This is a genomic window from Delftia sp. PX-1, from assembly GCF_055797465.1.
Map to the genome: position 1 here is coordinate 1,658,607 of NZ_CP184763.1, position 26,209 is coordinate 1,684,815.

Consider the following 26,209-nt stretch of genomic DNA (forward strand, 5'->3'; position numbering starts at 1 on the left):
CACTACAAGAAGGAGACAAGATGCTGCGCAGACAAGCACTCAAGGCCGCACTGGCCATAGGCGCCCCGCCCCTGCTGGGCATGGGCACGGCACACGCCCAGACCGGCAAGCCCATCGAATGGGTGGTGGGCTTTGCCGCAGGCGGCGGCTCGGACGCCGTGGCGCGCGGCGTGGCCGAAGTCTGGGGCAAGGCCCTGGGCCGCACCGTGGTCGTCATGAACAAGCCCGGTGCAGGCACCAACATCGCCGCCGAGTACGCGGCGCGCACGCGCGAACTGGGCAGCCTGGTCTTCACGGCCGACTTCGCCACGCTGGCGGCCAACCCCCATCTGTTTCGCAAGCTGGCCTACAACGCCGAGAAGGACTTCGTGCCCATCGGCCTGCTGGCGCGCTTTCCGCTGTTCCTTGTGGTCGGCAACCCGTTGCCGGTGCACAACCTGCAGGAGTTCACGCAGTGGGTGAAGGCCCAGCCCGGCCCCGTCAGCTATGGCAGCCCGGGCCTGGGCACGCCCCACCACCTGGCCACCGAACTGCTGTCCCAGCGCCTGGGCGTGAAGATGTCCCATGTGCCCTATCGCGGCGCGGGGCCGGCCCTGATCGATGTGATCGGCGGCCAGATCCCCTTCATGCTGGCCGACAGCGCGGCGGCGGCCCAGCACATTGCGGCCGGCAAGCTGCGTGTCATCGGCGTGGCCAGCGCCGAGCGGCTCAAGAGCCATCCGTCCGTGCCCACGCTGGCCGAGCAGGGCGTCAAGGATTTCGAGGCCCATGCATGGCAGGGCCTGGTGGCGCCGGCCGGCACGGACGACGCCACCGTGCAGGCCTGGTCCGTGGCGCTGCAGCAGGCGCTGCGCTCGCCTGCCGTGCTGGCGCGTTTCGAGGCGCTGTCGCTGGAGCCGCTGCCCGGCACGCCTGCGCAGATGCGTGACTACTGGCGCAGCGAAAGCCGGCGCTGGGGCCAGGTCATCGAGTCGGCGGGCATTCGGCTGGATTGACCGTAGCGCCGCTGCTGCTTCAGGCGCCCTCACCGTTTTCAAGAACTCATAACCCAAGGAGACATAGCTCATGCACAAGACAAATCCCTTCAGCCGCTGGCGCCGCCTGGGCCTGCTGGCCCTGCTGGGCGCGACGGCCTCGGTCCCTGCGCTGGCGCAGAAGGCCGGCGACAAATGGCCCGAGCGTCCCGTGCGCCTGGTCGTGAACTTCGCGCCCGGCGGTGCGGCCGATGTGCTGGCGCGCGCCATCACGCCCACCATGTCCCAGGTGCTGGGCCAGTCGGTGGTGGTGGACAACAAGCCCGGCGCGGGCGGCAACATCGGCATCAGCGAAACCGTGCGCGCGCCCAAGGATGGCTACACGCTGCTGCTCAGCTCGGGCGGGGCCATCACCATCAATCCGATGATCTACAGCAAGCTGGCCTTCAATCCCGAAAAGGATTTGACGCCCGTGGCTGCCGTGGCGCGCGTGCATGTGTTCCTGGAGACCAATCCCGCCGTGCCCGCCACCAACGTGGCCGAGTTCATCAAGCACCTGAAGGCCAACCCCGGCAAGCTGTCCTACGGCTCGCCGGGCCAGGGCAGCTCGCCGCACCTGGCCGGCGAGATGTTCAAGCGCATGGCCGGCGTCGATGCCGTGCACGCCCCCTACAAGGGCGCGGGCCCGGCGCTCAGCGACGTGCTCAGCGGGCAGCTGCAGTTCTGGTTCGACCCGGGTCCGGGCCTCAAGCAGGTCGAGGCCGGCAAGCTGCGCCTGCTGGCCATCGGCAGCCCGCACCGCTCGCCGCAGTACCCCAACGTGCCCACGCTGGCCGAAAGCGGCCTGCCGGGCTTTGATGCGGACACGCTGTTCGGCCTCTACGCGCCCACGGGCACGCCCGAATCGGTGATCGAGGCCGTTCGCACTGCCGTGGCCAAGGCGCTGGAGCAAAAGAACGTCAACGACGTCATCCTCACCCTGGGAGCCACGCCCGCGCCCCTGAGCCGCAAGGCCTTCATCGACCACCACGCCACCGAGCGCGAGCGCTTCGGCGAACTGGTGAAAGCCATCGGCCTGAAAGTGGACTGAGCTTTCCCGCAGGCCATCGCCCGCAAGCCGCCCGCTCCGCGCTGGCGGCTTTTTGCTTTCCGGGCCGGGCTGGGCCGGGCCAGGCCAGGCCGAGGGGCCCTTGTGCCGGCCATCTTCTATACGAAGGTATATCCCGCATCCACCAATGAACAGGCCAACCTTCCCAACAAAGGCTGGCCGCAGGCACTTTCGCCTTTGATAATTCCGGGCACATATTGCACTGCAGCAAACAGGGCTCCCGGCCTGCACGGGGACTGCGCCACCCACACGCAAAGGAGTACCCCATGGACCCCGATCCTGATTCCGATCCCGATCCTGCCAGGCGCTGCCGCGCCGCCTCTTTCCGCCTTTCCCTTCTTCCATTTCTTGATCTGCCCGGACCCGGGCGGAGGCCTGTGATCGCCTGAAGGGGCGAGAGGTCTGCGCGGGTCCGTGGCGCCCGGAGACCTCAGGATGACCCGCTTTCTCGCTTCTGAACGACCAGGCCGACCCCATGGCCGACCCCATGGCCTGCACCCGCGCCATCCCTTGCTGGCGGCCGCCTGGCCTGTGGGCGGGCTGCTGATCAGCGTGGCCATGGCCGCCTGCAACGGCCCGGCCGAAACCCCGGCTGCAGCAGCAACCCCCGCCACCGCCGCCCCGCAGCCGGCTCCCGTGCGCCGCGAAGGCAACCTCATCGTGGTGCCCGAAGGCTCGCCGCTGCGCGAGCGCCTGCAGGTGGCCGAGATCGCGCTGCAGCCGCTGCAGACCCGCCTGTCGGCCCCCGCCACCATCGAGGCCGAGCCTGAAAAGCTGGTCCGCATCACGCCGCCCGTGGCGGGCCGCCTGGTGCGCCTGCACCACCAGCTGGGCGATGCGGTGAAGGCCGGCGATGCGCTGATCACCATGGACTCCTCCGAGATCTCCAGCGTGCGTGCCGAGCACGCCAAGTCCCAGGCCGCGCTGCTGCACGCGCGCCAGGAATTCGACCGCCAGAAGCTGCTGTTCGATGCCGAGATCGCCGCGCGCAAGGACTACGAGGCCGCGCAGCAGTCGCTGGCCGCAGCAGGTGCCGATGCGCGCGCCGCCTCCGATCATCTGTCCCAGCTGGGTGCGGCCGTGCAGGAAGGCTCGCGCGGCAGCTACGTGGTCAAGTCGCCCATCAGCGGCCGCGTGGTCGAGATGGCGGGCTCGCAGGGCGGCTACTGGAACGATGTGAATGCCTCCGTCATGACCGTGGCCGACCTGCGCAAGGTCTGGCTCAGCGCCAGCGTCAGCGAGCGCGACCTGGCCCATGTGGACGTGGGCCAGCAGGCCCACATCGCGCTGGCCGCCTATCCCGACCTGCAGCTGCAGGGCCGCGTGCAGTACGTGGGCGAGCTGGTGGACACCGCCACGCGCAGCGTCAAGGTGCGCGTGGCCGTGGACAACCCCGAAGGGCGGCTGCGCCCCGGCATGTTTGCGCGCGTGGGCTTCGACGCCCCGGCGCGCCAGGCCGTGATGGTGCCGGCCGCGGCCCTGCTGCAGGGCCAGGTCAGCACGCGCGTCTTCGTGGACAAGGGCGGCTGGCGCTTCGAGCCGCGTGACGTGCAGGTCGGCGCGCAGCAGGACGGCCAGGCCGAGATCCTCTCGGGCCTGGCGGCCGGCGAGCGCGTGGTGGTCAACGGGGGAGTGCTGCTGCAATGATCGAGCGCATCGTCAACATCGGCTTTTCGCGCCGCGGCGTGGTCTGGCTGGTCTTTTGCTTCGCGGCCCTGTATGGCGTGTTCAGCTGGAAGCAGCTGCCGCTGGAGGCCTATCCCGACATTGCCGACGTGACCTCGCAGATCGTCACCCAGGTGCCAGGCCTTGCGGCCGAGGAGATCGAGCAGCAGATCACCATCCCGCTGGAGCGCGCCCTGCTGGCCACGCCCGGCATGCACGTGCTGCGCTCGCGCAGCCTGTTCGCGCTGTCGCTGATCACCGTGGTCTTCGAGGACGGCGTGGACGGCTACTGGGCGCGCCAGCGCCTGAAGGAGCGCATCGACGAGGTCACGCTGCCCTATGGTGCCCGCGCCGGGCTGGACCCCTACAGCTCGCCCACGGGCGAGGTCTACCGCTACACGCTGGAAAGCCCGGTGCGCAGCCTGCGCGAGCTGTCCGAGCTGCAGCAGTGGGTGGTGATCCCGCGCCTGAAGAAGGCCCAGTCCGTGGTGGACGTGACCAACTTCGGCGGCCTGACCACGCAGTTCATGCTGGAGCTGGACCCCGCGCGGCTGCTGCAGTACGGGCTGGCGCTGTCCCAGGTGATCGAGGCCATCAATGCCAACAACGCCAGCGGCGGCGGCAGCGTCATCGACCGGGGCGATGTCTCCTATGTGGTGCGCGGCGTGGGCCTGCTGGGCTCGCTGGACGACATGGGCAACGTGGTCGTCAAGACCACGGACAGCGGCACGCCCGTGCTGGTCAAGGACCTGGGGCGGCTGACCTACGGCAACGTGGAGCGGCGCGGCATCCTGGGCAAGGACGGCAACTCCGACACCCTGCAGGGCATCGTGCTGCTGCTCAAGGGCTCCAATCCCTCGCAGGCGCTGGAGGGCATCCATGCCGCCGTGGAGGAGCTCAACGGCAAGCTGCTGCCGCCCGACGTGAAGGTCGTGCCCTACCTGGACCGCACCACGCTGATCGAGCGCACCACCCACACCGTGGGCAAGACCCTGGCCGAAGGCCTGATCGTCGTCACCCTGGTGCTGCTGGTCTTCCTGGGCAGCCCGCGCGCGGCGCTGATCGTGGCGCTGACCATTCCCATGGCGCTGCTGCTGGCCTTCATCTTCATGCACCACGCGAAGATTCCGGCCAACCTGCTGTCGCTGGGCGCCATCGACTTCGGCATCCTGGTGGACGGGGCCGTGGTCGTGGTCGAGAACATCCTGCGGCGCCGCGAGGCCGACCAGAACCGGCCGCTCACGCCCAGGGACGCCATCACGGCCACGCTGCAGGTGGCGCGGCCCATCTTCTTCGGCATGTGCGTGATCGCGGCCGCCTACCTGCCGCTGTTCGCCTTCGAGCGCATCGAGTACAAGCTGTTCTCGCCCATGGCCAGCGCCGTGGGCGCGGCCCTGGTGGGGGCGCTGGCCGTGGCCCTGCTGCTCACGCCGGCCCTGGCCTGGCTGGCCTTCCGCAGGCCGCGCAGGATCTTCCACAACCCCGTCCTGCACCGGCTGGGCGTGGGCTATGACCGCTTCCTGGGCGCGGCCGTGGGCCGCGTGCGCTGGCTGGCGGGGGCCGTGGCGGCCTCGCTGCTGGCGCTGGGCGTGCTGGCCGGCACCATGGGCCGCGACTTCCTGCCGTACCTGGACGAAGGCTCCATCTGGCTGCAGGTGCAGATGCCGCCCGGCATCACGCTGGACAAGGCGCGCGACATGGCCGACGCGCTGCGCAGCGCCGCACTGGAGTTCCCCGAGGTCTCCTACATCGTCACCCAGACCGGGCGCAACGATGACGGCACCGACTACTGGACGCCCTCGCACATCGAGGCCAGCGTGGGCCTGCATCCCTATGGCGAATGGAAGTCGGGCCTGACCAAGCAGCAGCTGATCGCGAAGATGGCCGCGCGCTTCGACCAGTTGCCCGGCTACTCCGTGGGCTTCATGCAGCCCATGATCGACGGCGTGCAGGACAAGCTGTCGGGCGCGCACAGCGACCTCACGGTGAAGGTCTTCGGCCAGGACCTGGCCGAGGACCGGCGCGTGGCCGATGCCCTGGTGGCCGTGCTGGAGAAAGTGCCCGGCGCGGCCGATGTGGCCGTGGACGTGGAGCCGCCGCTGCCCAACCTGCGCATTGCGCTGGACCGCGCCGCTGCCGCGCGCTACGGCATCAATGCCTCCGACGTGGCGCAGCTCATCTCCACCGGCGTGGGCGGGGCCTCCATCGGCCAGCTGTACGTGGGCGAGCGCAGCTACGACATGGCCGTGCGCTTCACGCCCGACACGCGCAGCAGCCCCGAGGCCATCGGCGCGCTGCGCCTGTCGGCCGCCAATGGCGCCCAGGTGCCGCTGGCCGACGTGGCGCGCATCACCACCACCGTGGGCCAGAGCGTCATCGTGCGCGAGGGCGGCGAGCGCCACATCCTCGTCAAGCTCAATGTGCGCGGCCGCGACCTGGCGGGCTTCCTCAAGGATGCACACACCGCCATCGACCAGCACCTGGACTACGACCGCCAGAAGCTGCACATCGAGTGGGGCGGCCAGTTCGAGAACCTGCAGCGTGCCGAGGCGCGGCTGCTCATGATCCTGCCGCTGACGCTGGGCATCATGCTGGTGCTGCTGTTCGGCGAGTTCGGCAACATGCGCCAGCCGCTGCTGGTGCTGGGCGTGGTGCCGCTGGCCATGATCGGCGGCTTTGCGGGCCTGCACCTGCGCGGCATGACGCTCAACGTCTCCAGCGCCGTGGGCTTCATCGCGCTGTTCGGCGTGGCCGTGCTCTCGGGCGTACTCATGGTCTCGCAGATCAACCGCCTGCGCCGCGAGGACGGCCTGGGCCTGCGCGAAGCCGTGCTCGAGGGTGCCTCCAGCCGCATGCGCCCCGTGCTGATGACGGCCACCGTCGCCGCCTTCGGTCTCACGCCGGCCATGCTGGCCACGGGCCTGGGCAGCGACGTGCAGCGGCCCCTGGCCACCGTCGTGGTCTGCGGCCTGTTCAGCGCCACCTTGCTGACCCTGCTGCTGCTGCCCAACCTCTACTACGTGATCGAGGCCCGTGCCGTCCGCGCGGCCGAGCGCCGCCAGCGCCGCGCCGCTGAACGCGGTGAGAGCGGCGATCCGGATGCCGCCGAGCACGAGGGCGGGCATCGCACCGCAACGAGCCAACCCCATTGATGCGAGTCGCCATGCAAACGACCCCTTTCTTCCCCAGGCAGGCCCTGGCCCTGCTGCTGTGCCTTGGCGCCGCAGCCCAGGCGCAGACGGCGCCGTCCGCCGGCCTGCGCTTTTCCGACTACCTCAACGCCGTGGAGCAGCACAGCCCCCTGCTGCGCTCGGAGGAACAGGGCGTGGAATCCGCGCGTGCCGGCATCGGCATCGCCGGCATACGCCCCGACCCCAGCCTCACGCTGGGCGCCTCGCGCGAGCAGGTGCGCACCGGCCAGCCCCGGCCCACCACGCGCAACTACGAGATCAGCATGGAGCTGGAGACGGGCGGCAAGCGCGCCGCGCGCATTCAGTCCGCACGCAGCCAGGTGCGCCTGTCCGAGGCCGGCCTTGAAGGCGTGCGCAGCCAGCTGTTCTCCGATGCCGCCCAGGACTACACCCAGGCCTGCCGCGACTCGCTGGCGCTGGAGCGCAAGCAGCAGACGCTGAAGGCGCTGGGCGATGTGGTGCAGGCCAACGAGCTGAGGCGCAAGGCCGGCGACATCGGCGGCGTGGAATGGCTGCAGTCGCGCGTGGAGCGCGACCGCTTCCAGGCCGAGGTGGTGCAGGCGCGCGCCGAGGCGCAGACCGCGCGGCTGGCGCTGTCCGTCCCGCTGGGGCGCCGCCTGTCCGAAGTCTTTGCCAGCGACACGCTGCAATGCGGCTTCATGGAATTGGCCGAAGACTCGGGACCGGAGGATGCCGATGCCCTGGTCGCCCAGGCCCTGCAGTCGCGCGCCGAGGTGCGCATCGCCCAGGCGGCGCTGGAGCATGCGCGCGACAACGCGGGCCTGGCCCGGGCCAACCGCTGGGTCAATCCCACGCTGGCCGTGGGCATGGCCGCCGTGCCCGCCACGGCCGGTGGCACGGACGCCCAGGGCAATCCCTTCGATGGCGGCGGGCGCTCGCGCACGCTGTCGGTCTCGGTCAGCGTGCCGCTGCCGCTGTCGCGCCTGGACCGGGGCGACCTGGTGCAGGCCGAGGCGGCCGTCACCCAGGCCATGCTGGCCCTTCAGCAGGCCCAGAACCGGGCCGAGGCCGATGTGCGCGGCGCGCGCTTTCGCCTGAGCGCCGCGCGCGAGAACGTGCAGCGCTACCGCGACGGCGTGCTGCGCGATGCGCAGCGCGTGCTCGAAGGCATACGCCTGTCCTACCGGCATGGCGAGGCTTCGCTGCTGGAGCTGCTGTCCGCCCAGCGCTCGGCCGACGAGGCCTACCTGGGATCGCTGGAGGCAGAGACCGAGCTGGCCAAGGCCACGGTGGAGCTCCAACTGAGCGTGGGCCGCCGGCCAGTGTTGTGAACCCCCTGAGCCGCTGCGCGGCTTCCCCCTCTCTCGCTGCGCGGGAGGGGGACGACACCTTCGGTGCGGGGCGTCCCTTCCTCGGTGTCCCTTGTTTTGGGTCGCGCCAGTATCGTACGGTTCGGGTATAGCTTGCATTCAGGTGCAGCGGCTTCTTGAATGAGAATTGGCAGCTGACAGTCCATTCCTTTTCCCTGCACGCCATGACCACCGCTCTGCGCCGCTTTCCCCATTGGCCCCGGGCCCTGATCCTGGCGGCCATGGGCGTCGCCATGGCCGCGATCTTCGCGCTGGACACGCTGACCGACTACGCCGTGGCGGCCGCCGTGTTCCACACCGCCATCATCCTGGTGGCGGTGCGCTGGTTCAGCCCGCGCGTGGTCATCGGCCTCACGGCGCTGTGCATCGTGCTGACCCTGGCCAGCTTTGCGCTCACGCCTGCCGGTGCCTATCGCACCGGACTGATCAACATGGTGATCAGCATCCTGGCCATTGCCATCACGGCCTATCTGGGCCTGAAGATGGTGGCGGCCCAGAACGCGGCCCATGCGGCGCGCACCCAGCTGCTGCGCATCACCCAGACCACCAGCCTGGGGCAGTTGACGGCCTCCATCGCCCATGAGGTCAACCAGCCGCTGGCGGCCATCGTCACCAGCGGCAACGCCTGCCAGCGCTGGCTGGCCCAGGAGCCGCCCAACCTCGCCAAGGCCGGCCAGGCGCTGGAGCGCATCCTGGGCGATGCGCAGCGCGCCAGCGATGTCATCGCCCGCATCCGCAGCATGGCACGCGGAGACGCACCCAGCCGGCAGTCCTTCGACCTCAACGAGGCCGTGCGCGAAATGGCCCGCCTGTCCGTCGCAGAGCTGGACCGGCGCGGCGTGGCCCTGGACCTGCAGCTGGCGACCGCGCTGCAGCCGGCCTGGGCCGACCGCGTGCAGATCCAGCAGGTGCTGGCCAACCTGCTGCTCAATGCCATGGACGCCATGCAGCACACACCGGCCGCGCAGCGGCGCATCGCCATCGCCACGCAGGCCCTGGGCCAGCAGCTGGTGCTGACCGTGGCCGATGCGGGCGAAGGCCTGTCGCCGCTGGCCCGCACCCACCTGTTCGATGCCTTCTGGACCACCAAGCCCGACGGCATGGGCCTGGGCCTGAACATCTGCCGCCACATGGCCGAGGCCAACGGCGGCCGCATCTGGGCCACGGACCGCGAGGACGGGCGCGGGGGCACGGCTTTTCACGTCACCATCGCCTGCGCCCCGGCCACGGGCGCCAGGCCTTCCACGGGATTGCGCCATGGCTGAACCCTCCACCGCCGAAGCCGAGGCACTGGTCTACATCGTCGATGACGACCCCTCGGTGCGCGCAGCCATCGAGGACCTGCTGGCATCGGTGGGCCTGTGCGTGCGCGCCTTCGGCGCCACGCGCGAGTTTCTGGACCACTGGCAGCGGCAGCCGCCGCAGGGACCGGCCTGCCTGGTGCTGGACATCCGCATGCCTGGGCAAAGCGGCATGGACTTCCGGCGCCAGATGCTGGAGCTGGGCCTGAAGCTGCCCACCATCTTCATCACCGGCCATGGCGACATTCCCATGAGCGTGGAGGCCATGAAGACCGGCGCCATCGAGTTCCTGACCAAGCCCTTCCGCGACCAGGACCTGCTCGACGCCATCCAGCAGGGCATTGCCCTGGACCGGCAGCGCCGTGCGCTGGACGCCGGCGAACAGGCGCTGCACGCCTGCTGGCAGTCGCTGTCGCCGGGCGAGCAGGAAGTGGTCGTGGGCGTGGTGCGCGGCCTGCTGAACAAGCAGATCGCGGCAGACCTGGGCGTGAGCGAAATCACGGTCAAGGTGCGCCGCAGCCAGGCCATGCGCAAGATGCAGGTGCGCACGCTGGCCGACCTGGTGCGTGCGCTGGAGCGGCTGGATATCCGCTGAGGTGTCCTGGCAGGCCGGGCGCAGGCCAGGGCAGGCCTGCCGCAACGCTTCAGTGGGCGTGGCCGTGCGCCGGTGCCTGCGCAGGCCCGCTGGCGGCACTGGCAGCACTGGCGGCATCCAGCGCCAGGAAGTGGTGGACCACGGGCCGCTCGGGGCCGATATGAAAGCGCAGCGCCTGGGCCTGCAGATCGGCATCGGCCCTGGACACGCGCTGGTGCTGGCGCAGATGCTCGGCCCAGGACTCCACCAGGAACCACTCGATCACCCGGCCCGGCTCGCCCGTGTGCTCGGCGATGCCCCAGGCATAGGCGCCATCGCGGCGGCGTTCGCGTGCCACATGCTGCATGGCCTCGATGAAGGCCGGCAGGTCCTGGCGGCGCACCTGGTACTCCACCTGGATCATTACCGGGCCCCGGTCATGGGCCACCGGTTCGGCCAGCAGCGGCTCGGGCCAGTGGTTGGAGGCCTGCAGGTCCGCCTCGCCCGTGGGCAGCTTGATGCGGTGGAACACCAGCGAGATGGCCACCAGGCCCGCCGCGCCGATCAGCAGCGCCGTGGGAATGCCCACGCCCTGTGCAAACAGCCCCCAGGCCAGGCTGCCGCCCGCCATGGCGCCGTTGAACACCATCAGGTAGATGGCCAGTCCCCGGCCGCGCACCCAGTTGGGCAGCACCGCCTGGGCCACGCCGTTGAGCGTGGTCAGCGCAATGATCCAGCCCAGGCCCAGCACCAGCATCAGCAGCACGGCGGCCCATTGCGGCGGCGCCGTGGACAGCGCGGCCATCACGGCGGCGCTGAGCACGGAGGACAGCAGCACCAGGCCATCGGCATCCAGCCTTTTGCGCAGGCGCGGCAGCACCAGCGCGCCCAGGATGGCGCCTGCGCCCACGGCGCCCAGCATCACGCCGTAAAAGCCTGCCGAGCCGCCCAGCATGCGCCGCGCCACCAGCGGCAGCAGGGCCCAGACCGAGCTGGCGAACAGGAAGAACACGGCGGCGCGCAGCAGCACCACATGCAGCTCGCGGCTGGAGCGGGCATAGCGCAGGCCAGCGCGAAAGGCGCCGAAGAACTGCTCGTTCAGCGCCGATGCCTCGGCCTTGGGGCGCTTCCACCAGACCAGCGCGGCGATCACGAACACGTAGCTGACCACGTCCGCGCCATAGGCCGCCGCCGCGCCGAAGCTGGCCAGCAGCAGGCCGCCGGCCGCAGGGCCCAGGGCGCGTGCGATGTTGATGCCCAGCGAGTTCAGCGCCACCGCGTTCTTGAGGTCGCTGCGCGGCACCAGCTCGGGCACGATGGACTGCCAGGTCGGCCCCATCAGCGCCGCGCCTATGCCGCCCACGAAGGTCAGCGCCACCAGGTACTCCACGGTCAGCGTGTTGGTGCGTGCCAGCAGCAGCAGGCTGGCGCTGACGGCGGCCAGCAGGATCTGGATGCCGATCAGGAAGCGTCGGCGGTCCAGGATGTCGGACAGCACGCCGGCCGGAATCGCCAGCAGGAAGATGGGCAGCGTGGCCGCCGTCTGGATCAGGGCCACGGCGGCCGGGCTGGCCGACAGCTCGGTCACCATCCAGGAGCTGGCCACATCGCGCATGAAGCTGCCGATATTGCCCAGCACCGTGGCCGCCCACAGCACGGCGAACACGGGCTGTCGCAGCGGCGCGAAGCTGCCGGAGGAACTGCCGGCAACAGCTGGGGCAGACGGCTTGGAATCGATGGACATGGCCTTGCTCCTCAGGCCATCCAGCAGGAGCAGCCCAGCGCGCCGAAGAAGCTTCGGGGGTCGGAGGTCGGCACGTTCGATGCCCAGGCGTCGGCATGGCGGTGGCCGTGCATGCCGCAGCTGGTGCCGCAGCCGCAGGCCGCCGCCAGGCTGCGGTAGCGCGCGGGGTTGAGCGAGTTCCTGCCCGCGCCCTCGGGCTCGCCCCAGGCGCCGTAGCCGCCGAAGCGCCGCACGGGCGACCAGTCGGGCATGGCCGGCGGCAGCGGGTTGTCGTCATGCTGCTGGAAGGGGCCTGCGCCATAGACCACGCGGCCGCCCACCACGGTGAGGTCGGAGGTGAGAAACGAGATCTCGTCCTCGGGCACGGCGAAATAGTCCTTGCTGGGCACGATCATGTCGGCCAGCTGGCCCACCTGGATGCGGCCGCGCAGGCCTTCCTCGTTGGAGAACCAGGCCACGTTCTCGGTCCACATGCGCAACGCGGTCTCGCGGTCCAGCAGGTTGCGCTGGGGGTACATCTGCAGGCCGCCCACGGTCTTGCCCGTCACCATCCACGACAGCGACACCCAGGGGTTGTAGGACGCCACGCGCGTGGCGTCCGTGCCGGCCGAGGTCTTCACGCCGCGCTCCAGGATCTTCTTGACGGGCGGCGTGGCCTCGGTGGCGCGTGCGCCGTAGCGCTCGGTGAAATATTCGCCCTGGTAGGCCATGCGGTGCTGCACGGCCACGCCGCCGCCCAGGGCCGCAATGCGGTCGATGGACTTGTCCGAAATGGTCTCGGCATGGTCGAAGAACCAGTTCAGGCCGTCGATGGGCGTGTCGCGGTGCACCTTCTCGAACACATCGAGCGCGCGCGAGATGGTCTCGTCATAGGTGGCATGCAGGCGCCACGGCCATTGGTTCTGCACCAGCACGCGCACCACTTCCTCCAGGTCGCCCTCCATGCTGGGCGGCATGTCGGGGCGCGGCTGGCGGAAGTCCTCGAAGTCGGCGGCCGAGTACACCAGCATCTCGCCCGCGCCGTTGTGGCGGAAATAGTCGTTGCCCTGCTTGTATTTCACGCTCTGCGTCCAGTTGAGGAAGTCGGTCTTCTCCTCCTTGGGCTTTTGCGTGAACAGGTTGTAGGCCAGGCGCACGGTGATCTGATTGGCCTCGCTGAGCTTCTGGATCACCTCGTAGTCGTCGGGGTAGTTCTGAAAGCCCCCGCCCGCATCGATGACGCCGGTCACGCCCAGGCGGTTGAGTTCGCGCATGAAGTGGCGCGTGGAGTTGACCTGGTAGTCCAGCGGCAGCTTGGGACCCTTGGCCAGCGTGGCATAGAGGATGGTGGCGTTGGGCTTGGCCAGCAGCAGGCCCGTGGGGTTGCCGTTGGCATCGCGCGTGATCTCGCCGCCTGCGGGCTCGGGCGTGTCGCGGGTGTAGCCCACGGCGCGCAGGGCGGCCGCGTTGAGCAGGGCGCGGTCATACAGGTGCAGCAGGAAGACCGGCGTGTCGGGCGCGATGGCGTTGATCTCCTCGATGGTGGGCAGGCGCTTTTCCACGAACTGGTGTTCGGTGAAACCGCCGACCACGCGCACCCACTGCGGCGCGGGCGTGTTGGCCACCTGGCGCTTGAGCATGTCCAGCGCATCGGCCAGCGAGCGCACGCCGTCCCAGCGCAGCTCCAGGTTGAAGTTCAGGCCGCCACGGATCACGTGCGTGTGGTTGTCGAACAGGCCGGGCAGCACGCTGCGGCGCTGCAGATCGATGCGGCGCGTGCCGCTGCCGGCCAGGGCCAGCACCTCGGCGTCCGTGCCCACGGCGATGAACCGGCCGTCCTTCACGGCCACGGCGGTGGCCGTGGGCTGGGCCTTGTTCAGGGTGGTGAAGCGGCCGTTGTGGAAGACGACTTCGGGCGTGGAATCGGACATGGAGGCTCCTTGGCGAGCGTTGGTGGTGCAACCCAGCAGTCCACCCATGGCAAGGGTGGCTGCGGAGCCCAGGACTTTTCTGCGCGTGGTCATGGTGCAGTTTTCTTGAAGGTTTGGGGAGAGGTCAGCCGTGCTGCCGATCGGCATCGGTGCTCTTGCGACCGGGCAACTCGCCCAGCACATGCTCGGTGGCCTGCGTCTTGCTGCAGGCGCTGCGCAGGTCCATGCCCTGCAGCAGGTGCCGGCCCACGGGCACGATCTGCTCGCCGGCCAGGATGCCCAGCAGGCCGACCAGGGCCACCAGCGGCGGTGCGGGCGAGCGCACCTGCAGCAGGCTGTAGACCACGCCGACCAGCAGGCCGGCCCCCAGGGAAAGTGCATAGAGCTTCATGGCGAGACTCCTTTGGCGGGCCGGCGGCGGCGCTGGTGCTCAGGCCTTGGCGGGGTTCGGGCCCACGGTCTCGCCATGCTGCACGCGCTCGGCGGCCTTGTGCACCATGGTGTAGGCATAGTCCACGCCCATGCCGTAGGCGCCGGAATGCTCGCGCACGATGTCCATCACCGCGTCATAGGTCTCGCGGCGGGCCCAGTCGCGCTGCCATTCCAGCAGCACCTGCTGCCAGGTCACGGGCACCACGCCGGCCTGCACCATGCGGTCCATGGCGTAGTTGTGGGCGTCCAGCGACGTGCCGCCCGAGGCGTCGGCCACCATGTAGATCTCGTAGTCCGTGTCATGCAGGGCCGACAGGGCGAAGGTGGTGTTGCACACCTCGGTCCACAGGCCGGAGACCACGATCTTCTTGCGGCCCTGGGCGGCGTTGGCGGCCAGCGCATCCCGCACGTTCTGGTCGTCCCAGGAATTCATGGAGCTGCGCTCCAGCAGCCTGTGCTCGGGGAACACGGCCAGCAGTTCGGGATAGGTGTGGCCGGAGAAGCTGCCCGTCTCCACCGTGGTGATGGTGGCGGGAATGTCGAAGGCCTTGGCCGCCTTGGCCAGGCCCACCACATTGTTCTTGAGCACCTGGCGGTCGATGGACTGCACGCCGAAGGCCATCTGGGGCTGCTGGTCGATGAAGATGATCTGGCTGTTGGCGGGGGTCAGGACTTCGAGGTACTTGCGGTCGGTCATGGTGATCTCCTGTGAGGCAGTGGGTTGGGTGAAGGAAGGGACAGCGGAAATTCGGAAAGACAGTTGGGGCAGGTGGGCCCCGGCCGGAGCCGGGGCGGCAAGGGCGCTTCAGCGCGCCGTGTCGACGAGCACCAGCTCGGCGTCGGTCAGGGCCGTGACGCGCAGGGTCTCGACGTCGCTGATGGCGGCGCCGTCGCGCTCCTGGAGCGTCACGCCGTCGATCTGCACCGAGCCGCTGGCCGGCACCAGGTAGCCCAGGCGGTCGCGGCCGATGCGGTACTCCGTGCTCTCGCCGGCCTTGAGCGTGGCGCCCAGCACCCGGGCGGCCGTGCGGATGGGCAGGGCGTCCTCGTCACCGGGCAGGCCGCTGGCCAGGGCCACGAAGCTGCCCGAGCGCTCGCCCTTGGGGAAGGGCTTGGCACCCCAGGACGGGGGCTGCTGGCCGCGCTCGTCGGGCATGATCCAGATCTGGAAGATCCGCGTCGTGTCCTTTTCCTGGTTGTATTCCGAGTGGCGGATGCCGGTGCCCGCGCTCATCACCTGCACATCACCCGCTTCGGTGCGGCCCTTGTTGCCCAGGCTGTCCTGGTGGGTGATGGCGCCTTCACGGACATAGGTGATGATTTCCATGTTGGCGTGGGCATGGGGCGGGAAACCCGTGCCGGCGGCGATGGTGTCGTCGTTCCACACCCGCAGCGCGCCCCAGCCCATGCGGGCCGGATCGTGGTAGCCGGCGAAGGAAAAGTGGTGCTTGGCATCGAGCCAGCCGTGGTTGGCACCGCCAAGGGCTTGGAAGGGACGGCGTTCGATCATGGTGTTCTCCTGCTGCGTTGTGTGTTGCGATGGATGAACTTTATGTTTTGCTGATCAAGAAGAGAATAGAAAATATGCAAAGACATCTATTCCAAAACTTTCATGCCAAGACTTCCTGACCTCGAAGCCTGGGCCGTCTTCGCCAAGGTGGCCGAGACGGGCTCCTTCGCCAAGGCCGCCGCCGAGCTGGGCGTCTCCCAGCCCACCATCTCCAAGGCCATCACGCGGCTGGAGACGCGGCTCAAGACCAGCCTGTTGCACCGCACCTCGCGGCGCATGTCGCTGACGGCCGGCGGCCAGGCCTCTCTGGAGCGGGCCGCGCGCATCCTGGCCGAGGGCGAGGCCGTGGAGGCCGAGATCAGCGAGCAGTCCAAGAGCCTGCGCGGCCCCATCCGCATTGCGGCGCCCATGTCGTTCGGCATCTCGCACCTGGCGCCGGCCGTGCCCGCCTTCATGGCCGAGCATCCCGAGGTCACGCTGGACCTGCACTTCAGCGACGAGCTGATCGACGTCGTGGCCCAGGGCTTCGACATCGCGCTGCGCATCTCCTCGCTGCCCGACTCCAGCCTGCTGGCGCGGCGCCTGTGCACGGTGCGCCTGCTGCTGGTGGGATCACCCGAATACTTCGAGCGCCACGGCCGCCCCACCCATCCGCGCGAGCTGGCGCAGCACCGGGCGCTGCGCTATGTGCACAGCCGCCTGGGCGAGGCCTGGCGCTTCGTGCATGCGCGCCGCGGCGAGTTCGCCCAGGTCGTGCCCACGGCCATGCGCGTGAACAATGCCGAGGGCCTGGCGCCGGCCCTGCGCGCCGGGCTGGGCCTGGCCCTGCAGCCCGAATTCCTGGCCTGGGAAGATTTGCAATCGGGTGCGCTGCAGACCTGCATGGACGACTGGCAGGTGCCCTCCATCGCCCTGCACATCGTCACGCCGCCGGGGCGCGCCCGGCCGGCGCGCGTGCAGGCGCTCATCGATTTCCTGGCCGCGCATTTCGCGCTGGCGCCCTGGGCGCGCGAGCCGCAGGCGTAGATCGCAAAAGGGGAGGGCTTCGGTTGGGGGGCTTCGGCCTCAGCTGGCCCAGGAGGCCGGCAGCAGCTGCAGCAGCACCACCGTCATCACCACATAGCGCAGGAACTTGCCGATGGCCATGTAGAACACGCAGGGCCAGAACGGCAGGCGCAGCCAGCCGGCCACGGCGCACAGCGGATCGCCCACCACGGGCAGCCAGCTCAGCAGGCAGGCCTTGGCGCCCAGGCGGCGCAGCCAGACGCGGGCGCGGCGCTCGTGGCGTGACAGATTGCGCGGCGGCTTGGCCCGTTCAGGCGGCAGTCCGGCCAGCCGCCGCTCGCGTGCCGCGCGCCAGGCCTTGTGCGCGCCCAGGCCCATCCACCAGCTGATGGCCCCGCCCAGCGTATTGCCGGCCGTGGCCACGAAAACCGTCTGCCAGAACAGGTCGGGATTGAGCTGGAGCAGGCCGACCACCGCAGGCTCCGAGCCCAGCGGCAGCAGCGTGGCCGAGATCAGGGCCACGATGAACACGGTGCTGAGGCCGAACTGCGGCAGCGCCAGCCAGCCCAGCAATTGATGCATCCAGACTTCCATAGGTGCTGCCAAGTGTAGGTCTGCGCTGGCTGACGCCTTGTCGGCCTGAAGCTATCGTGGGGTCTGGTCCGGAACCACAAGCACAGGGGGCGTCATGCAGACAGGGCGGATTGCAGGATGGGCGGGATGGGCGGCATTGGGAATGGCAGCAGCCGGCCTGGCCGGCTGCGCCGCGTTGCAGCCATCGCCAGGCAAGGACACCACCGTGGTGGCACAGGCCGCTGCCCAGGCGCCGCCGACCCAGGAGGCCGCACCGACCTCGGCCTGGGGCAAGGCGCTGCAGGCCAAGGGCTGCACCCTGCCGGACCCGGCCGTGGCCGACAGGCTGGAGCAGCTGCAGCGCGAGCTGGAGCCTCTGGGCCTGGAGCCGCGTCTGCAAGGCTGCGTGAGCCTGGCCGCTCCCGAGACCCGCCCGGCCCTGGTGCTGGACGCCTGGGTGACCGACGGGCGCAAGGCCATGGCCGTGGTGCGCGGCCCGCTGGCCGACGGCGAGGCGCTGGACCTGGGGCTTGAGGCTGGGCTGCAGAAAGCCGGGCTGCAGAAGGTCGGCCTGCGCCCCATGCCCGACGACCAGGTCTCTCCCGACGTGCAATTCAACCGCCGCTGGTGGCAGGGCCGGCTCGGCGCCTACGGGCTGCAGGCCGTTCCGGGCCAGGTGCGCACCTTCGTTCCCACACCATGAAACCGCTGCGCTGTCTTGTTTTCGCCGCTTGGCCGCCTTGACGGCCCGGTTTTAGCCCTGCTGAAAATTTGGGCAGGTACAATCTTGGTCCTTTGTTGCCGCCCGTTTTGTGATCGGCGCGCGCGTTTTCTCCGGCTTTCCCGATGTCCTCCCTTCCCCTGTCCATAGGCCCCCATGCCCTGGCCAACCGCCTGTTCGTCGCCCCCATGGCGGGGGTGACGGATCGGCCGTTCCGCCAGCTGTGCAAGGCTCTGGGCGCGGGCTATGCGGTCAGCGAGATGGTGACTTCGCGCAAGGACCTGTGGAACAGCCTCAAGACCTCGCGCCGCGCCAACCATGAAGGCGAGCCCGGCCCCATCGCGGTGCAGATCGCGGGCACGGACGCCGAGATGATGGCCGAGGCCGCGCGCTACAACCTGGACCGTGGCGCCCAGATCATCGACATCAACATGGGCTGCCCGGCCAAGAAGGTCTGCAACAAATGGGCCGGCTCGGCCCTGATGCAGAACGAGGCCCTGGCCGTGGAGATTGCCCAGGCTGTGGTAGAGGCCTGCGCCCCGCACGGCGTGCCCGTCACGCTGAAGATGCGCACCGGCTGGTGCGACGCGCACAGGAACGCCGTGGTGCTGGCCCGCCGCTTCGAGGAGGTGGGCATACAGATGCTCACCGTGCACGGCCGCACGCGCGAGCAGGGTTACAAGGGCTTTGCCGAGTACGACACCATCGCTGCCGTCAAGGCGGCGGTGCGCGTGCCCGTGGTGGCCAATGGCGACATCACCGGCCCCGAGAAGGCGCGCGACGTGCTCGCCTACACGGGCGCCGATGCCGTGATGATCGGCCGCGCCGCCCAGGGCCGGCCATGGATCTTCCGCGAGATCGCGCACTTCCTGGCCACGGGCGAGCACATGGCCCCGCCCCTGGTGGCCGAGCTGCGCCGGCTGCTGCTGGAGCATCTGCAGGACCACTACAGCCTGTACGGCGAAGGCACCGGCGTGCGCAGTGCGCGCAAGCACATCGCCTGGTACCTGCGCAGCCTGCCGGGCGGCGAGGCATTCAGACAACACATCAACACCATCGAGGACTGCGCGGTGCAATGGCAGTCCGTGGCCGACTATCTGGACGCCCTGGGCGCGCAGATGGACCGGATACCAGCCGCCATCGATGCCGGCGCCACAAGCGCCGAATTCGCAGAGCCCGCAGGAATGACAGTATGAGCAACCAGAACATCGAACAATGCGTGCGTGAAAGCCTGGAGGGGTACTTCCGCGATCTCGACGGCGAAAAGCCCAATGGCATGTACGACATGCTGATCCACCTGGTCGAAAAGCCGCTGCTGGAAGTGGTGATGAGCCAGGCCGACAACAACCAGTCCCGCGCCGCCGACTGGCTGGGCCTGAACCGCAACACGCTGCGCAAGAAGCTGCTTGAGCACGACATGCTCTGAGCGGCACGAATTCCCCTTTTTTCAAACTCCCTGCACCGACGCCCATGAACGCACTGCTCTCCGTCTCTGACAAGACCGGTATTGTCGAATTCGCCCAAGGCCTGCACGCCCTGGGCATCAAGCTGCTGTCCACCGGCGGCACCGCCAAGCTGCTGGCCGAGGCCGGCCTGCCCGTGACCGAGGTCGCCGAAGTCACCCAGTTCCCCGAGATGCTGGACGGCCGCGTCAAGACCCTGCACCCCAAGGTCCACGGCGGCCTGCTGGCGCGCCGCGAGCTGCCCGCCCACATGGCGGCCCTCAAGGAGCACGGCATCGACACCATCGACCTGCTGGTGGTGAACCTCTACCCCTTCGAGGCCACCGTGGCCAAGGCCGGCTGCACGCTGGCCGACGCCATCGAGAACATCGACATCGGCGGCCCGGCCATGGTGCGCTCTGCCGCCAAGAACTGGGCCGACGTGGGCGTGATCACCGATGCCGGCCAGTACGAGGCCGTGCTGGCCGAACTCAAGGCCAATGGAAAGCTGTCCGACAAGCTGCGCTTTGCGCTGTCCGTGGCCGCCTTCAACCGCATTGCCCAGTACGACGGCGCCATCAGCGACTACCTGTCCAGCGTGAAGTTCGAGGACGACAAGCTCTCCGAAGCCTACGTGCCAGAGCGCAGCGCCTTCCCGGGCCAGAGCAACGGCCACTTCACCAAGGTGCAGGACCTGCGCTACGGCGAAAACAGCCACCAGCAGGCCGCTCTGTACCGCGACCTGTATCCGGCCCCCGGCTCCCTGGTCACGGGCGAGCAGCTGCAGGGCAAGGAGCTGTCGTACAACAACATCGCCGACGCCGATGCCGCCTGGGAATGCGTCAAGAGCTTCGAGCAGCCCGCCTGCGTGATCGTCAAGCACGCCAACCCCTGCGGCGTGGCCGTGGGCAAGGACGCGCACGAAGCCTATGCCAAGGCCTTCCAGACCGACCCCACCAGCGCCTTCGGCGGCATCATCGCCTTCAACCGCACGGTGGACAAGGCGGCGGCCGAGGCCGTGGTCAAGCAATTCGTCGAGGTGCTGATGGCCCCCGACTTCACGGCCGAGGCGCTGGAAATCTTCAAGCCCAAGGTCAATGTGCGCCTCATGAAGATCGCCCTGCCGGCCGGCGGCGAGCGCGCCTGGGACCAGGGCCGCAACGCCGTGGACGCCAAGCGCGTCGGCTCGGGCCTGCTGCTGCAGACCGCCGACAACCATGAGCTGGCCCTGGCCGACCTCAAGGTCGTCACCGTCAAGCAGCCTACGCCCGAAGAACTGCAGGACCTGCTGTTCGCCTGGAAGGTCGCCAAGTACGTCAAGAGCAATGCCATCGTGTTCTGCAAGAACGGCATGACCATGGGCGTGGGCGCAGGCCAGATGAGCCGCCTGGACTCGGCGCGCATCGCCTCCATCAAGGCCGAGGCCGCCAAGCTGAGCCTGCAGGGCACGGTCGTGGCCAGCGATGCCTTCTTCCCCTTCCGCGACGGCCTGGACGTGGTCGTTGACGCAGGCGCCACCTGCGTGGCCCAGCCCGGCGGCTCCATGCGCGACCAGGAAGTCATTGACGCCGCCAACGAGCGCGGCGTGGCCATGGTCTTCACCGGCGTGCGCCACTTCCGCCACTGATGGCCGGCCAACTGCCTCCTGGCGCAGACGACGAGGGCGACGACGCCCCCCAGCGGCCCCGCTGGCTGGGCTGGGCGCTCGTGGTCTTCATGCTGCTGGTGGCGCTGGGTGTCTTCAACATCGGCTGGCGCATCATGCGCGGGCCGGCTGTCGGGGCCACCACGGCGGCGGCCGCAGCTGCCGTGACAGCCGACGCGCAGCTGGCCGCCGGCAAGGCCCTGGTGGAAGGCAATGACTGCCTGCGCTGTCACGGCCTGGTGCGCCACTACGTGGGCCCGTCCTTCCAGCAGATCGCCGGCCGCTACCGTGGCCGCGAAGATGCCGCCGAATACCTGGCGCGCAAGATCCGCGAGGGCGGGGCCGGCGAATGGGGCCGCGCCATCATGCCGCGCCACCCGCACATCGATACGGCGCAATCCCTGCAGATGGCGGCCTGGCTGCTGTCCCTCCCTTCTCCCGAACCCGGGAAATCCTGACCATGTCCCGCCTGTTCACCGCCCCCGACGGCCGGCCGCGCTGCCACTGGTGCGCGGCCACGGACAGCTACCTGGCCTACCACGACCGTGAATGGGGCTTTCCCGTCACCGACGACCGGCGCCTGTTCGAGAAGCTCAGCCTCGAAGGCTTCCAGTCCGGCCTGAGCTGGCTGACCATCCTCAACAAGCGCGAGAACTTCCGCGCGGCCTTTGCGGGCTTCGACTTCCACCAGGTCGCGCGCTTCACCGAAGACGACGTGCTGCGGCTGCTGGGCGATGCGGGCATCGTGCGGCATCGCGGCAAGATCGAGGCCGTGATCAACAACGCGCAGCGGGCGCTGGAGATGGTGGAGGCGCAAGGCTCGCTGTCGGCCTTCTTCTGGCGCCATGCGCCGGAGCCCGTGACCGGTGGCGGGCCCGTGTCCGAGACGGCCGAGTCCCGGGCGCTGTCCAAGGAGCTGAAGAAGCTCGGTTGGAAGTTCGTGGGGCCTACGACTGTCTACTCGTTCATGCAGGCCATGGGCCTGGTCAACGACCATGCGCAGGGCTGTGCCGTGCGCGATGAGGTCGAACAGGCGCGCCAGGCTTTTCTTCGGCCCTGACGTGAAAAGAGCCCGCAAGGGCGGGCTCGATCGGCAGGTACGGGCCAGCGTCAGAGCGTCTTGAACACTTCGCGCGCGGCTTCGATGGTCTTGTCGATGTCCTCGTCCGTGTGCGCGGCGCTCACGAAGCCGGCCTCGTACAGGGCGGGTGCGAAGTAGTGGCCGCGCTCCAGCATGCCGTGGAAGAAGCGGTTGAAGCGTGCGCCATCGGTCTTCATGACCTCGGTCCAGGTGCTGGGCAGCTCGGGCAGCAGGTAGAAGCCGAACAGGCCGCCCTGGTGGTCCACGCTGAAGGGCACGCCGGCGGCGTCGGCCTCGGCCTTGAAGCCGGCCATCAGGCGGCCGGTCTTCGCGTGCAGGGCGTCGTGGAAGCCCGGCTCGCTGATCAGCTCCAGCGTCTTGAGGCCGCAGGCCGTGGCAATGGGGTTGCCCGACAGGGTGCCTGCCTGGTAGACCGGGCCCAGGGGCGAGAGCTTTTCCATGATCTCGCGGCGCGCGCCGAAGGCCGCCATGGGCATGCCGCCGCCGATGACCTTGCCCAGCACGGTGATGTCGGGCGCAAAGCCTTCGATCTGCTGGGCGTACAGGCTCTGGGCGCTGCCCAGGGCCACGCGAAATCCGGTCATCACCTCGTCGTAGACCATCAGCGCGCCATGCTCGCGCGTGAGTTCGCGGATGCGGCGCGTGAAGGGCACGCTGGCGCGCACGAAGTTCATGTTGCCTGCAATGGGCTCCATGATCACGCAGGCGATCTGGTCGCCGAACTGGGCGAAGGCCTCCTCGAGCTGGCCCACGTCGTTGTATTCCAGCACCACGGTGTCCTTGACCACGTCCTGCGGCACGCCGGCCGAGGAGGAGGCGCCGAACGTCGCCAGGCCCGAGCCGGCCTTGACCAGCAGGGCGTCGGCATGGCCGTGGTAGCAGCCGTTGAACTTGATGATCTTGTTGCGGCCCGTGAAGCCGCGCGCCAGGCGCAGCGCGCTCATGCCGGCCTCGGTGCCCGAGCTGACCATGCGCACCATGTCCATGGAGGGCATGAGCGAGAGGATCTTCTCGGCCAGCACGACCTCGCGCTCCGTGGGGGCGCCGAAGGAGAAGCCTTCCAGCGCGGCGGCCTGCACGGCGGCCATCACCTCGGGGTGGCCGTGGCCCAGGATCATCGGACCCCAGGAGCCGATGTAGTCGGTGAACTGCTGGGCGTTCTCGTCCCAGAAATGCGCGCCCTGCGCACGGCGCACGAAGCGCGGCGTGCCGCCCACGGCGTTGAAGGCGCGCACGGGCGAATTCACGCCGCCGGGGATCACGGCCTTGGCGCGTTCGAACAGGGGAATATTCAGGTCAGTGGTCATAGTGCAGGAGTCTGCCATGTGCGGGGTACAAGCCAGAGGTGCCAAGCCAAGGGCCTGTGCCGGCCGCGCAGCCGCTCAGGCGGCGGCCTGCCTCAATGCTTGGTGTCATGAGGGGGCATCACGAAGCCTTCGATGGCCTGGGCGTCGGGGTCCAGTTCGGCGAGGGGCTCGGCGGCGGCCTCAGCATCTTCATCCTCGGGCTCGGGCTGGGCCCAGAACATGCGGTCCGGGATGTAGTGGCCCATGCCGGGGCGAAAGCCGCTGTCCAGGCTGCGGTCCAGGTACTCCAGCGCCTCCTGCGTGGCCAGCCCCAGGTCGTTGCCGCTGGCCACCAGGGCCGTCAGCGCGGCCGACAGGGTGTCGCCCGAGCCGGTGAAGGTGGCGTCGAACATCTCGTACTTGCTGTTGCCCAGCACCGACTGCGCCGTGGCCAGCACGTTGTCCACGAACTGGTCGGGCAGGGGAATGCCGGTGACCAGCACGTAGGGCACTTCCAGGGCCTCGGCCGCCATGGCGATGTCGCGCGCCGTGGGGCTGCGGCTGTTGGTCCAGTCGGGCAGCAGCCAGCGCGACAGCGTACTGTGGCTTCCAACCAACACAGACGTTTGCGGAAGAACAAGTTCCTTGAGGGCGTCCATGTACTGGTCGAGCGGGTCTTCCTCCCACCACGACAGGTCGGGCATGTAACAGACGATGGGGATGTCGGGGTAGTCGGAGGCGATCTCGGCAATCGCTGCCAGGTTGCCCGGGCTGCCCACGAAACCGACCTTGATGGCGGACACGGGAATGTCCTCCAGCACGGCGCGCGCCTGCTCGGCCACGGCCTCGTCGTCAAAGGGAAAATGCTCGAAGATCTTGGCCGAATCGCGTGCGTAGGCACCCGTGACCACGGGCAGCGGATGGCCGCCGACCGAGGCGATGGTGGCGATATCGGCCGACAGGCCGCCCGCCCCGCTGGGGTCGCTGGCGTTGAAGACCAGCACGCAGACGGGCGCGGTTTCGTCCATCGGCTCGGTGTCGGGACTGGGGGAGTTGGAGGGGTTCAATGCCATGGCTCAGCCCAGTGTGCGCCCCGCCAGCGAAGGCCGTGGCGGGTGGTTGTGACTAGATACAATCGTTGCATTCTATGTGAAGGCCCTTTAAGCTGTGACCGACCCCAAAACTTGGATGTGCTTGATCTGCGGGTGGATCTATGACGAGGCGCAAGGCTGCCCCGAGCATGGCATCGCACCCCAGACGCGTTGGGAAGACGTGCCCATGAACTGGACCTGTCCCGAGTGCGGAGCACGTAAAGAAGACTTTGAGATGGTCGAAATCTGAGCGCGGGACCACCCGCGCCGACTCATACATTTCCGGGAGGTTTCTCAGTGACGACATCGGGCGCACCCTTGCGCGTACTCGTGGTGGATGACAGCAATACCATCCGCCGCAGCGCAGAAATCTTCCTCAAGCAGGGCGGGCACGAAGTGCTCCTGGCCGACGACGGCTTCGACGCACTGTCCAAGGTCAACGACTACCAGCCCCAGCTGATCTTCTGCGACATCCTCATGCCCAAGCTGGACGGCTACCAGACCTGCGCCATCATCAAGCGCAACGCGCGCTTTGCTGACACGCCTGTGGTCATGCTCTCGTCCAAGGACGGCGTATTCGACAAGGCGCGCGGGCGCATGGTGGGCTGCCAGGACTACCTCACGAAACCCTTCACCAAAGACCAGCTGCTGCAGGCCGTGGAGCAGTTCGGCAAGCAAACCATAGGAGCACTTTGATGCCCATCCGCAAAGTCCTGGTCGTGGACGACTCCAAGACCGAACTGATGTTTCTGTCCGACATGCTGCAAAAGCAGGGCCTGCAGGTACGCACGGCCGAGAATGGCGAAGAGGCCATGCGCAGCCTGGCCGAAGACCGTCCCGACCTGATCCTGATGGACGTGGTCATGCCCGGCCAGAACGGCTTTCAACTGACGCGTGCCATCACGCGCGACCCGCTGTACGCCGACCTGCCCATCATCATGTGCACCAGCAAGAACCAGGAGACCGACCGGGTCTGGGGCATGCGCCAGGGTGCGCGGGACTACATCACCAAGCCTGTGGATGCAGACGAGCTGCAGGCCAAGATCGCGGCGCTGAACTGATCTGGTGCGCTGCCCATGGCGAACCGTGAAGCACTGCGCGATCTGCAGTCCCGTCTGGCTGGCCGCCTTCAGGCCGCACGCAGCGAAGGCGTCAAGGTGGCGGCCTGGCTGGCCGTCCAGGCCGGCGGGCGCAACTACCTGATGCCGCTGGGCCAGTCCGGCGAGATCTTTCCCTGGGCCGGCGTGCAGCCTGTGCCCTATACAAAGCCCTGGTTCCTGGGCATTGCCAACCTGCGCGGCACCCTGGCCGGCGTGATCGACCTGGCCAGCCTGCTGGGCCACGGCGTGACACGCAGCGAACCGGCGCTGGCCGAGTCCAGCCTGCTGGCGTTCAATGCCGCGCTGGAAGTGAATGCGGCCCTGCTCGTGGACCGCCTGCAGGGCCTGCGCAGCGCCGACGCATTCGTGCGCACCGAGCCTGCGCCCGAGCACTCTCCCGCCTTTTTCGGCCCCGTGCATATCGATGAAGCGGGCCACCGCTGGCAGGAGCTGCAACTGCAGCGCCTGTCCCAAACCTCCGAGTTTCTGAGCATTCGCGCCTGA

The 26,209-nt window shown here is 68.8% G+C and carries 26 protein-coding genes; 18 read left to right on the forward strand and 8 right to left on the reverse strand.

Going from position 1 to position 26,209, the window contains the following annotated elements; translation table 11 throughout:
* Window positions 1-20 precede the first annotated feature (20 nt).
* From ACN20X_RS07595 to ACN20X_RS07625, 7 genes are all read left to right on the forward strand, one after another.
* On the forward strand, window positions 21-995 hold the full coding sequence (locus ACN20X_RS07595; protein ID WP_473210419.1) for a Bug family tripartite tricarboxylate transporter substrate binding protein: 975 nt from the start codon (window positions 21-23) through the stop codon (window positions 993-995).
* Window positions 996-1,065: 70 nt separating this feature from the next.
* The gene (locus tag ACN20X_RS07600) at window positions 1,066-2,064 is read left to right on the forward strand and encodes a Bug family tripartite tricarboxylate transporter substrate binding protein (protein WP_141830153.1); all 999 of its coding nucleotides are present in this window, start codon (window positions 1,066-1,068) and stop codon (window positions 2,062-2,064) included.
* A gap of 453 nt (window positions 2,065-2,517) precedes the next feature.
* The gene (locus ACN20X_RS07605; RefSeq protein WP_133072287.1) at window positions 2,518-3,729 is read left to right on the forward strand and encodes an efflux RND transporter periplasmic adaptor subunit; all 1,212 of its coding nucleotides are present in this window, start codon (window positions 2,518-2,520) and stop codon (window positions 3,727-3,729) included.
* Entirely contained in the window at window positions 3,726-6,899 is a 3,174-nt protein-coding gene (locus tag ACN20X_RS07610; protein WP_473210420.1) for an efflux RND transporter permease subunit, read from the forward strand. Before ACN20X_RS07605 ends, ACN20X_RS07610 begins: the two co-directional genes overlap by 4 nt.
* Window positions 6,900-6,910: 11 nt before the next feature.
* Complete coding sequence (locus ACN20X_RS07615; RefSeq protein ID WP_473210421.1) at window positions 6,911-8,230, forward strand: TolC family protein; 1,320 nt, start codon at window positions 6,911-6,913, stop codon at window positions 8,228-8,230.
* 203 nt (window positions 8,231-8,433) lie between these two features.
* On the forward strand, window positions 8,434-9,534 hold the full coding sequence (locus tag ACN20X_RS07620; RefSeq protein ID WP_047217479.1) for a sensor histidine kinase: 1,101 nt from the start codon (window positions 8,434-8,436) through the stop codon (window positions 9,532-9,534).
* The gene (locus ACN20X_RS07625) at window positions 9,527-10,165 is read left to right on the forward strand and encodes a response regulator transcription factor (protein ID WP_473210422.1); all 639 of its coding nucleotides are present in this window, start codon (window positions 9,527-9,529) and stop codon (window positions 10,163-10,165) included. The genes ACN20X_RS07620 and ACN20X_RS07625 overlap by 8 nt, the downstream gene beginning before the upstream one ends.
* A 49-nt stretch (window positions 10,166-10,214) precedes the next feature.
* Here the strand turns inward: ACN20X_RS07625 and ACN20X_RS07630 are convergent, their stop codons facing one another.
* The 5 genes from ACN20X_RS07630 to ACN20X_RS07650 all read right to left on the reverse strand — a co-directional run bounded on the left by ACN20X_RS07630 (window position 10,215) and on the right by ACN20X_RS07650 (window position 15,740).
* A complete protein-coding gene (locus ACN20X_RS07630) occupies window positions 10,215-11,888 on the reverse strand; it encodes an MFS transporter (RefSeq protein ID WP_279493306.1) in 1,674 nt (557 codons plus the stop codon).
* 11 nt (window positions 11,889-11,899) lie between these two features.
* Complete coding sequence (locus ACN20X_RS07635; protein ID WP_473210423.1) at window positions 11,900-13,798, reverse strand: amidohydrolase; 1,899 nt, start codon at window positions 13,796-13,798, stop codon at window positions 11,900-11,902.
* A gap of 124 nt (window positions 13,799-13,922) precedes the next feature.
* A complete protein-coding gene (locus ACN20X_RS07640; RefSeq protein WP_016447950.1) occupies window positions 13,923-14,189 on the reverse strand; it encodes a XapX domain-containing protein in 267 nt (88 codons plus the stop codon).
* Window positions 14,190-14,228: 39 nt separating this feature from the next.
* Window positions 14,229-14,927 carry a hydrolase gene (locus ACN20X_RS07645; RefSeq protein ID WP_016447949.1) on the reverse strand — a complete coding sequence of 233 codons (699 nt, stop codon included), beginning with the start codon at window positions 14,925-14,927 and terminating at the stop codon, window positions 14,229-14,231.
* Between the two features lie 108 nt (window positions 14,928-15,035).
* The gene (locus ACN20X_RS07650) at window positions 15,036-15,740 is read right to left on the reverse strand and encodes a pirin family protein (RefSeq protein ID WP_154835588.1); all 705 of its coding nucleotides are present in this window, start codon (window positions 15,738-15,740) and stop codon (window positions 15,036-15,038) included.
* Window positions 15,741-15,842: 102 nt separating this feature from the next.
* Between ACN20X_RS07650 and ACN20X_RS07655 the strand changes: the two genes are divergently transcribed.
* A complete protein-coding gene (locus ACN20X_RS07655) occupies window positions 15,843-16,766 on the forward strand; it encodes a LysR family transcriptional regulator (protein WP_016447947.1) in 924 nt (307 codons plus the stop codon).
* Between the two features lie 39 nt (window positions 16,767-16,805).
* Here ACN20X_RS07655 and ACN20X_RS07660 read toward each other — a convergent pair whose 3' ends face one another.
* Window positions 16,806-17,327 carry a YqaA family protein gene (locus ACN20X_RS07660; RefSeq protein WP_016447946.1) on the reverse strand — a complete coding sequence of 174 codons (522 nt, stop codon included), beginning with the start codon at window positions 17,325-17,327 and terminating at the stop codon, window positions 16,806-16,808.
* Window positions 17,328-17,433: 106 nt separating this feature from the next.
* Between ACN20X_RS07660 and ACN20X_RS07665 the strand changes: the two genes are divergently transcribed.
* The 6 genes from ACN20X_RS07665 to ACN20X_RS07690 all read left to right on the forward strand — a co-directional run bounded on the left by ACN20X_RS07665 (window position 17,434) and on the right by ACN20X_RS07690 (window position 22,186).
* Window positions 17,434-18,021: a hypothetical protein gene (locus ACN20X_RS07665; protein WP_473210424.1), complete on the forward strand. Its 588-nt coding sequence runs from the start codon at window positions 17,434-17,436 to the stop codon at window positions 18,019-18,021.
* A gap of 143 nt (window positions 18,022-18,164) precedes the next feature.
* Window positions 18,165-19,235 carry a tRNA dihydrouridine synthase DusB gene (gene dusB / locus ACN20X_RS07670; RefSeq protein WP_473210425.1) on the forward strand — a complete coding sequence of 357 codons (1,071 nt, stop codon included), beginning with the start codon at window positions 18,165-18,167 and terminating at the stop codon, window positions 19,233-19,235.
* Entirely contained in the window at window positions 19,232-19,465 is a 234-nt protein-coding gene (locus tag ACN20X_RS07675) for a Fis family transcriptional regulator (RefSeq protein ID WP_016447943.1), read from the forward strand. Before dusB ends, ACN20X_RS07675 begins: the two co-directional genes overlap by 4 nt.
* A 44-nt stretch (window positions 19,466-19,509) precedes the next feature.
* The gene (gene purH, locus ACN20X_RS07680) at window positions 19,510-21,108 is read left to right on the forward strand and encodes a bifunctional phosphoribosylaminoimidazolecarboxamide formyltransferase/IMP cyclohydrolase (RefSeq protein ID WP_016447942.1); all 1,599 of its coding nucleotides are present in this window, start codon (window positions 19,510-19,512) and stop codon (window positions 21,106-21,108) included.
* Complete coding sequence (locus ACN20X_RS07685; protein ID WP_392412455.1) at window positions 21,108-21,584, forward strand: c-type cytochrome; 477 nt, start codon at window positions 21,108-21,110, stop codon at window positions 21,582-21,584. Before purH ends, ACN20X_RS07685 begins: the two co-directional genes overlap by 1 nt.
* A gap of 2 nt (window positions 21,585-21,586) precedes the next feature.
* The gene (locus ACN20X_RS07690) at window positions 21,587-22,186 is read left to right on the forward strand and encodes a DNA-3-methyladenine glycosylase I (RefSeq protein WP_016447940.1); all 600 of its coding nucleotides are present in this window, start codon (window positions 21,587-21,589) and stop codon (window positions 22,184-22,186) included.
* 50 nt (window positions 22,187-22,236) lie between these two features.
* On the opposite strand, the gene hemL is transcribed toward ACN20X_RS07690, so the two are convergent.
* Window positions 22,237-23,553 (reverse strand): glutamate-1-semialdehyde 2,1-aminomutase, encoded by a 1,317-nt coding sequence (gene hemL / locus ACN20X_RS07695; RefSeq protein WP_370690594.1) that lies wholly within the window; start codon window positions 23,551-23,553, stop codon window positions 22,237-22,239.
* 74 nt (window positions 23,554-23,627) lie between these two features.
* Window positions 23,628-24,587, reverse strand: a complete 960-nt coding sequence (gene thiD / locus ACN20X_RS07700) for a bifunctional hydroxymethylpyrimidine kinase/phosphomethylpyrimidine kinase (RefSeq protein WP_070080647.1) — start codon at window positions 24,585-24,587, stop codon at window positions 23,628-23,630.
* 115 nt (window positions 24,588-24,702) lie between these two features.
* Here thiD and ACN20X_RS07705 point away from each other — a divergent pair, with 115 nt between their 5' ends.
* From ACN20X_RS07705 to ACN20X_RS07720, 4 genes are read left to right on the forward strand one after another with little or no spacing between them, the layout of a single operon-like run.
* The gene (locus ACN20X_RS07705) at window positions 24,703-24,855 is read left to right on the forward strand and encodes a rubredoxin (protein WP_017406135.1); all 153 of its coding nucleotides are present in this window, start codon (window positions 24,703-24,705) and stop codon (window positions 24,853-24,855) included.
* Between the two features lie 47 nt (window positions 24,856-24,902).
* Window positions 24,903-25,301, forward strand: a complete 399-nt coding sequence (locus ACN20X_RS07710; protein WP_016447937.1) for a response regulator — start codon at window positions 24,903-24,905, stop codon at window positions 25,299-25,301.
* Window positions 25,301-25,666: a response regulator gene (locus ACN20X_RS07715; RefSeq protein WP_016447936.1), complete on the forward strand. Its 366-nt coding sequence runs from the start codon at window positions 25,301-25,303 to the stop codon at window positions 25,664-25,666. The genes ACN20X_RS07710 and ACN20X_RS07715 overlap by 1 nt, the downstream gene beginning before the upstream one ends.
* A gap of 15 nt (window positions 25,667-25,681) precedes the next feature.
* Window positions 25,682-26,209 (forward strand): chemotaxis protein CheW, encoded by a 528-nt coding sequence (locus tag ACN20X_RS07720; protein WP_016447935.1) that lies wholly within the window; start codon window positions 25,682-25,684, stop codon window positions 26,207-26,209.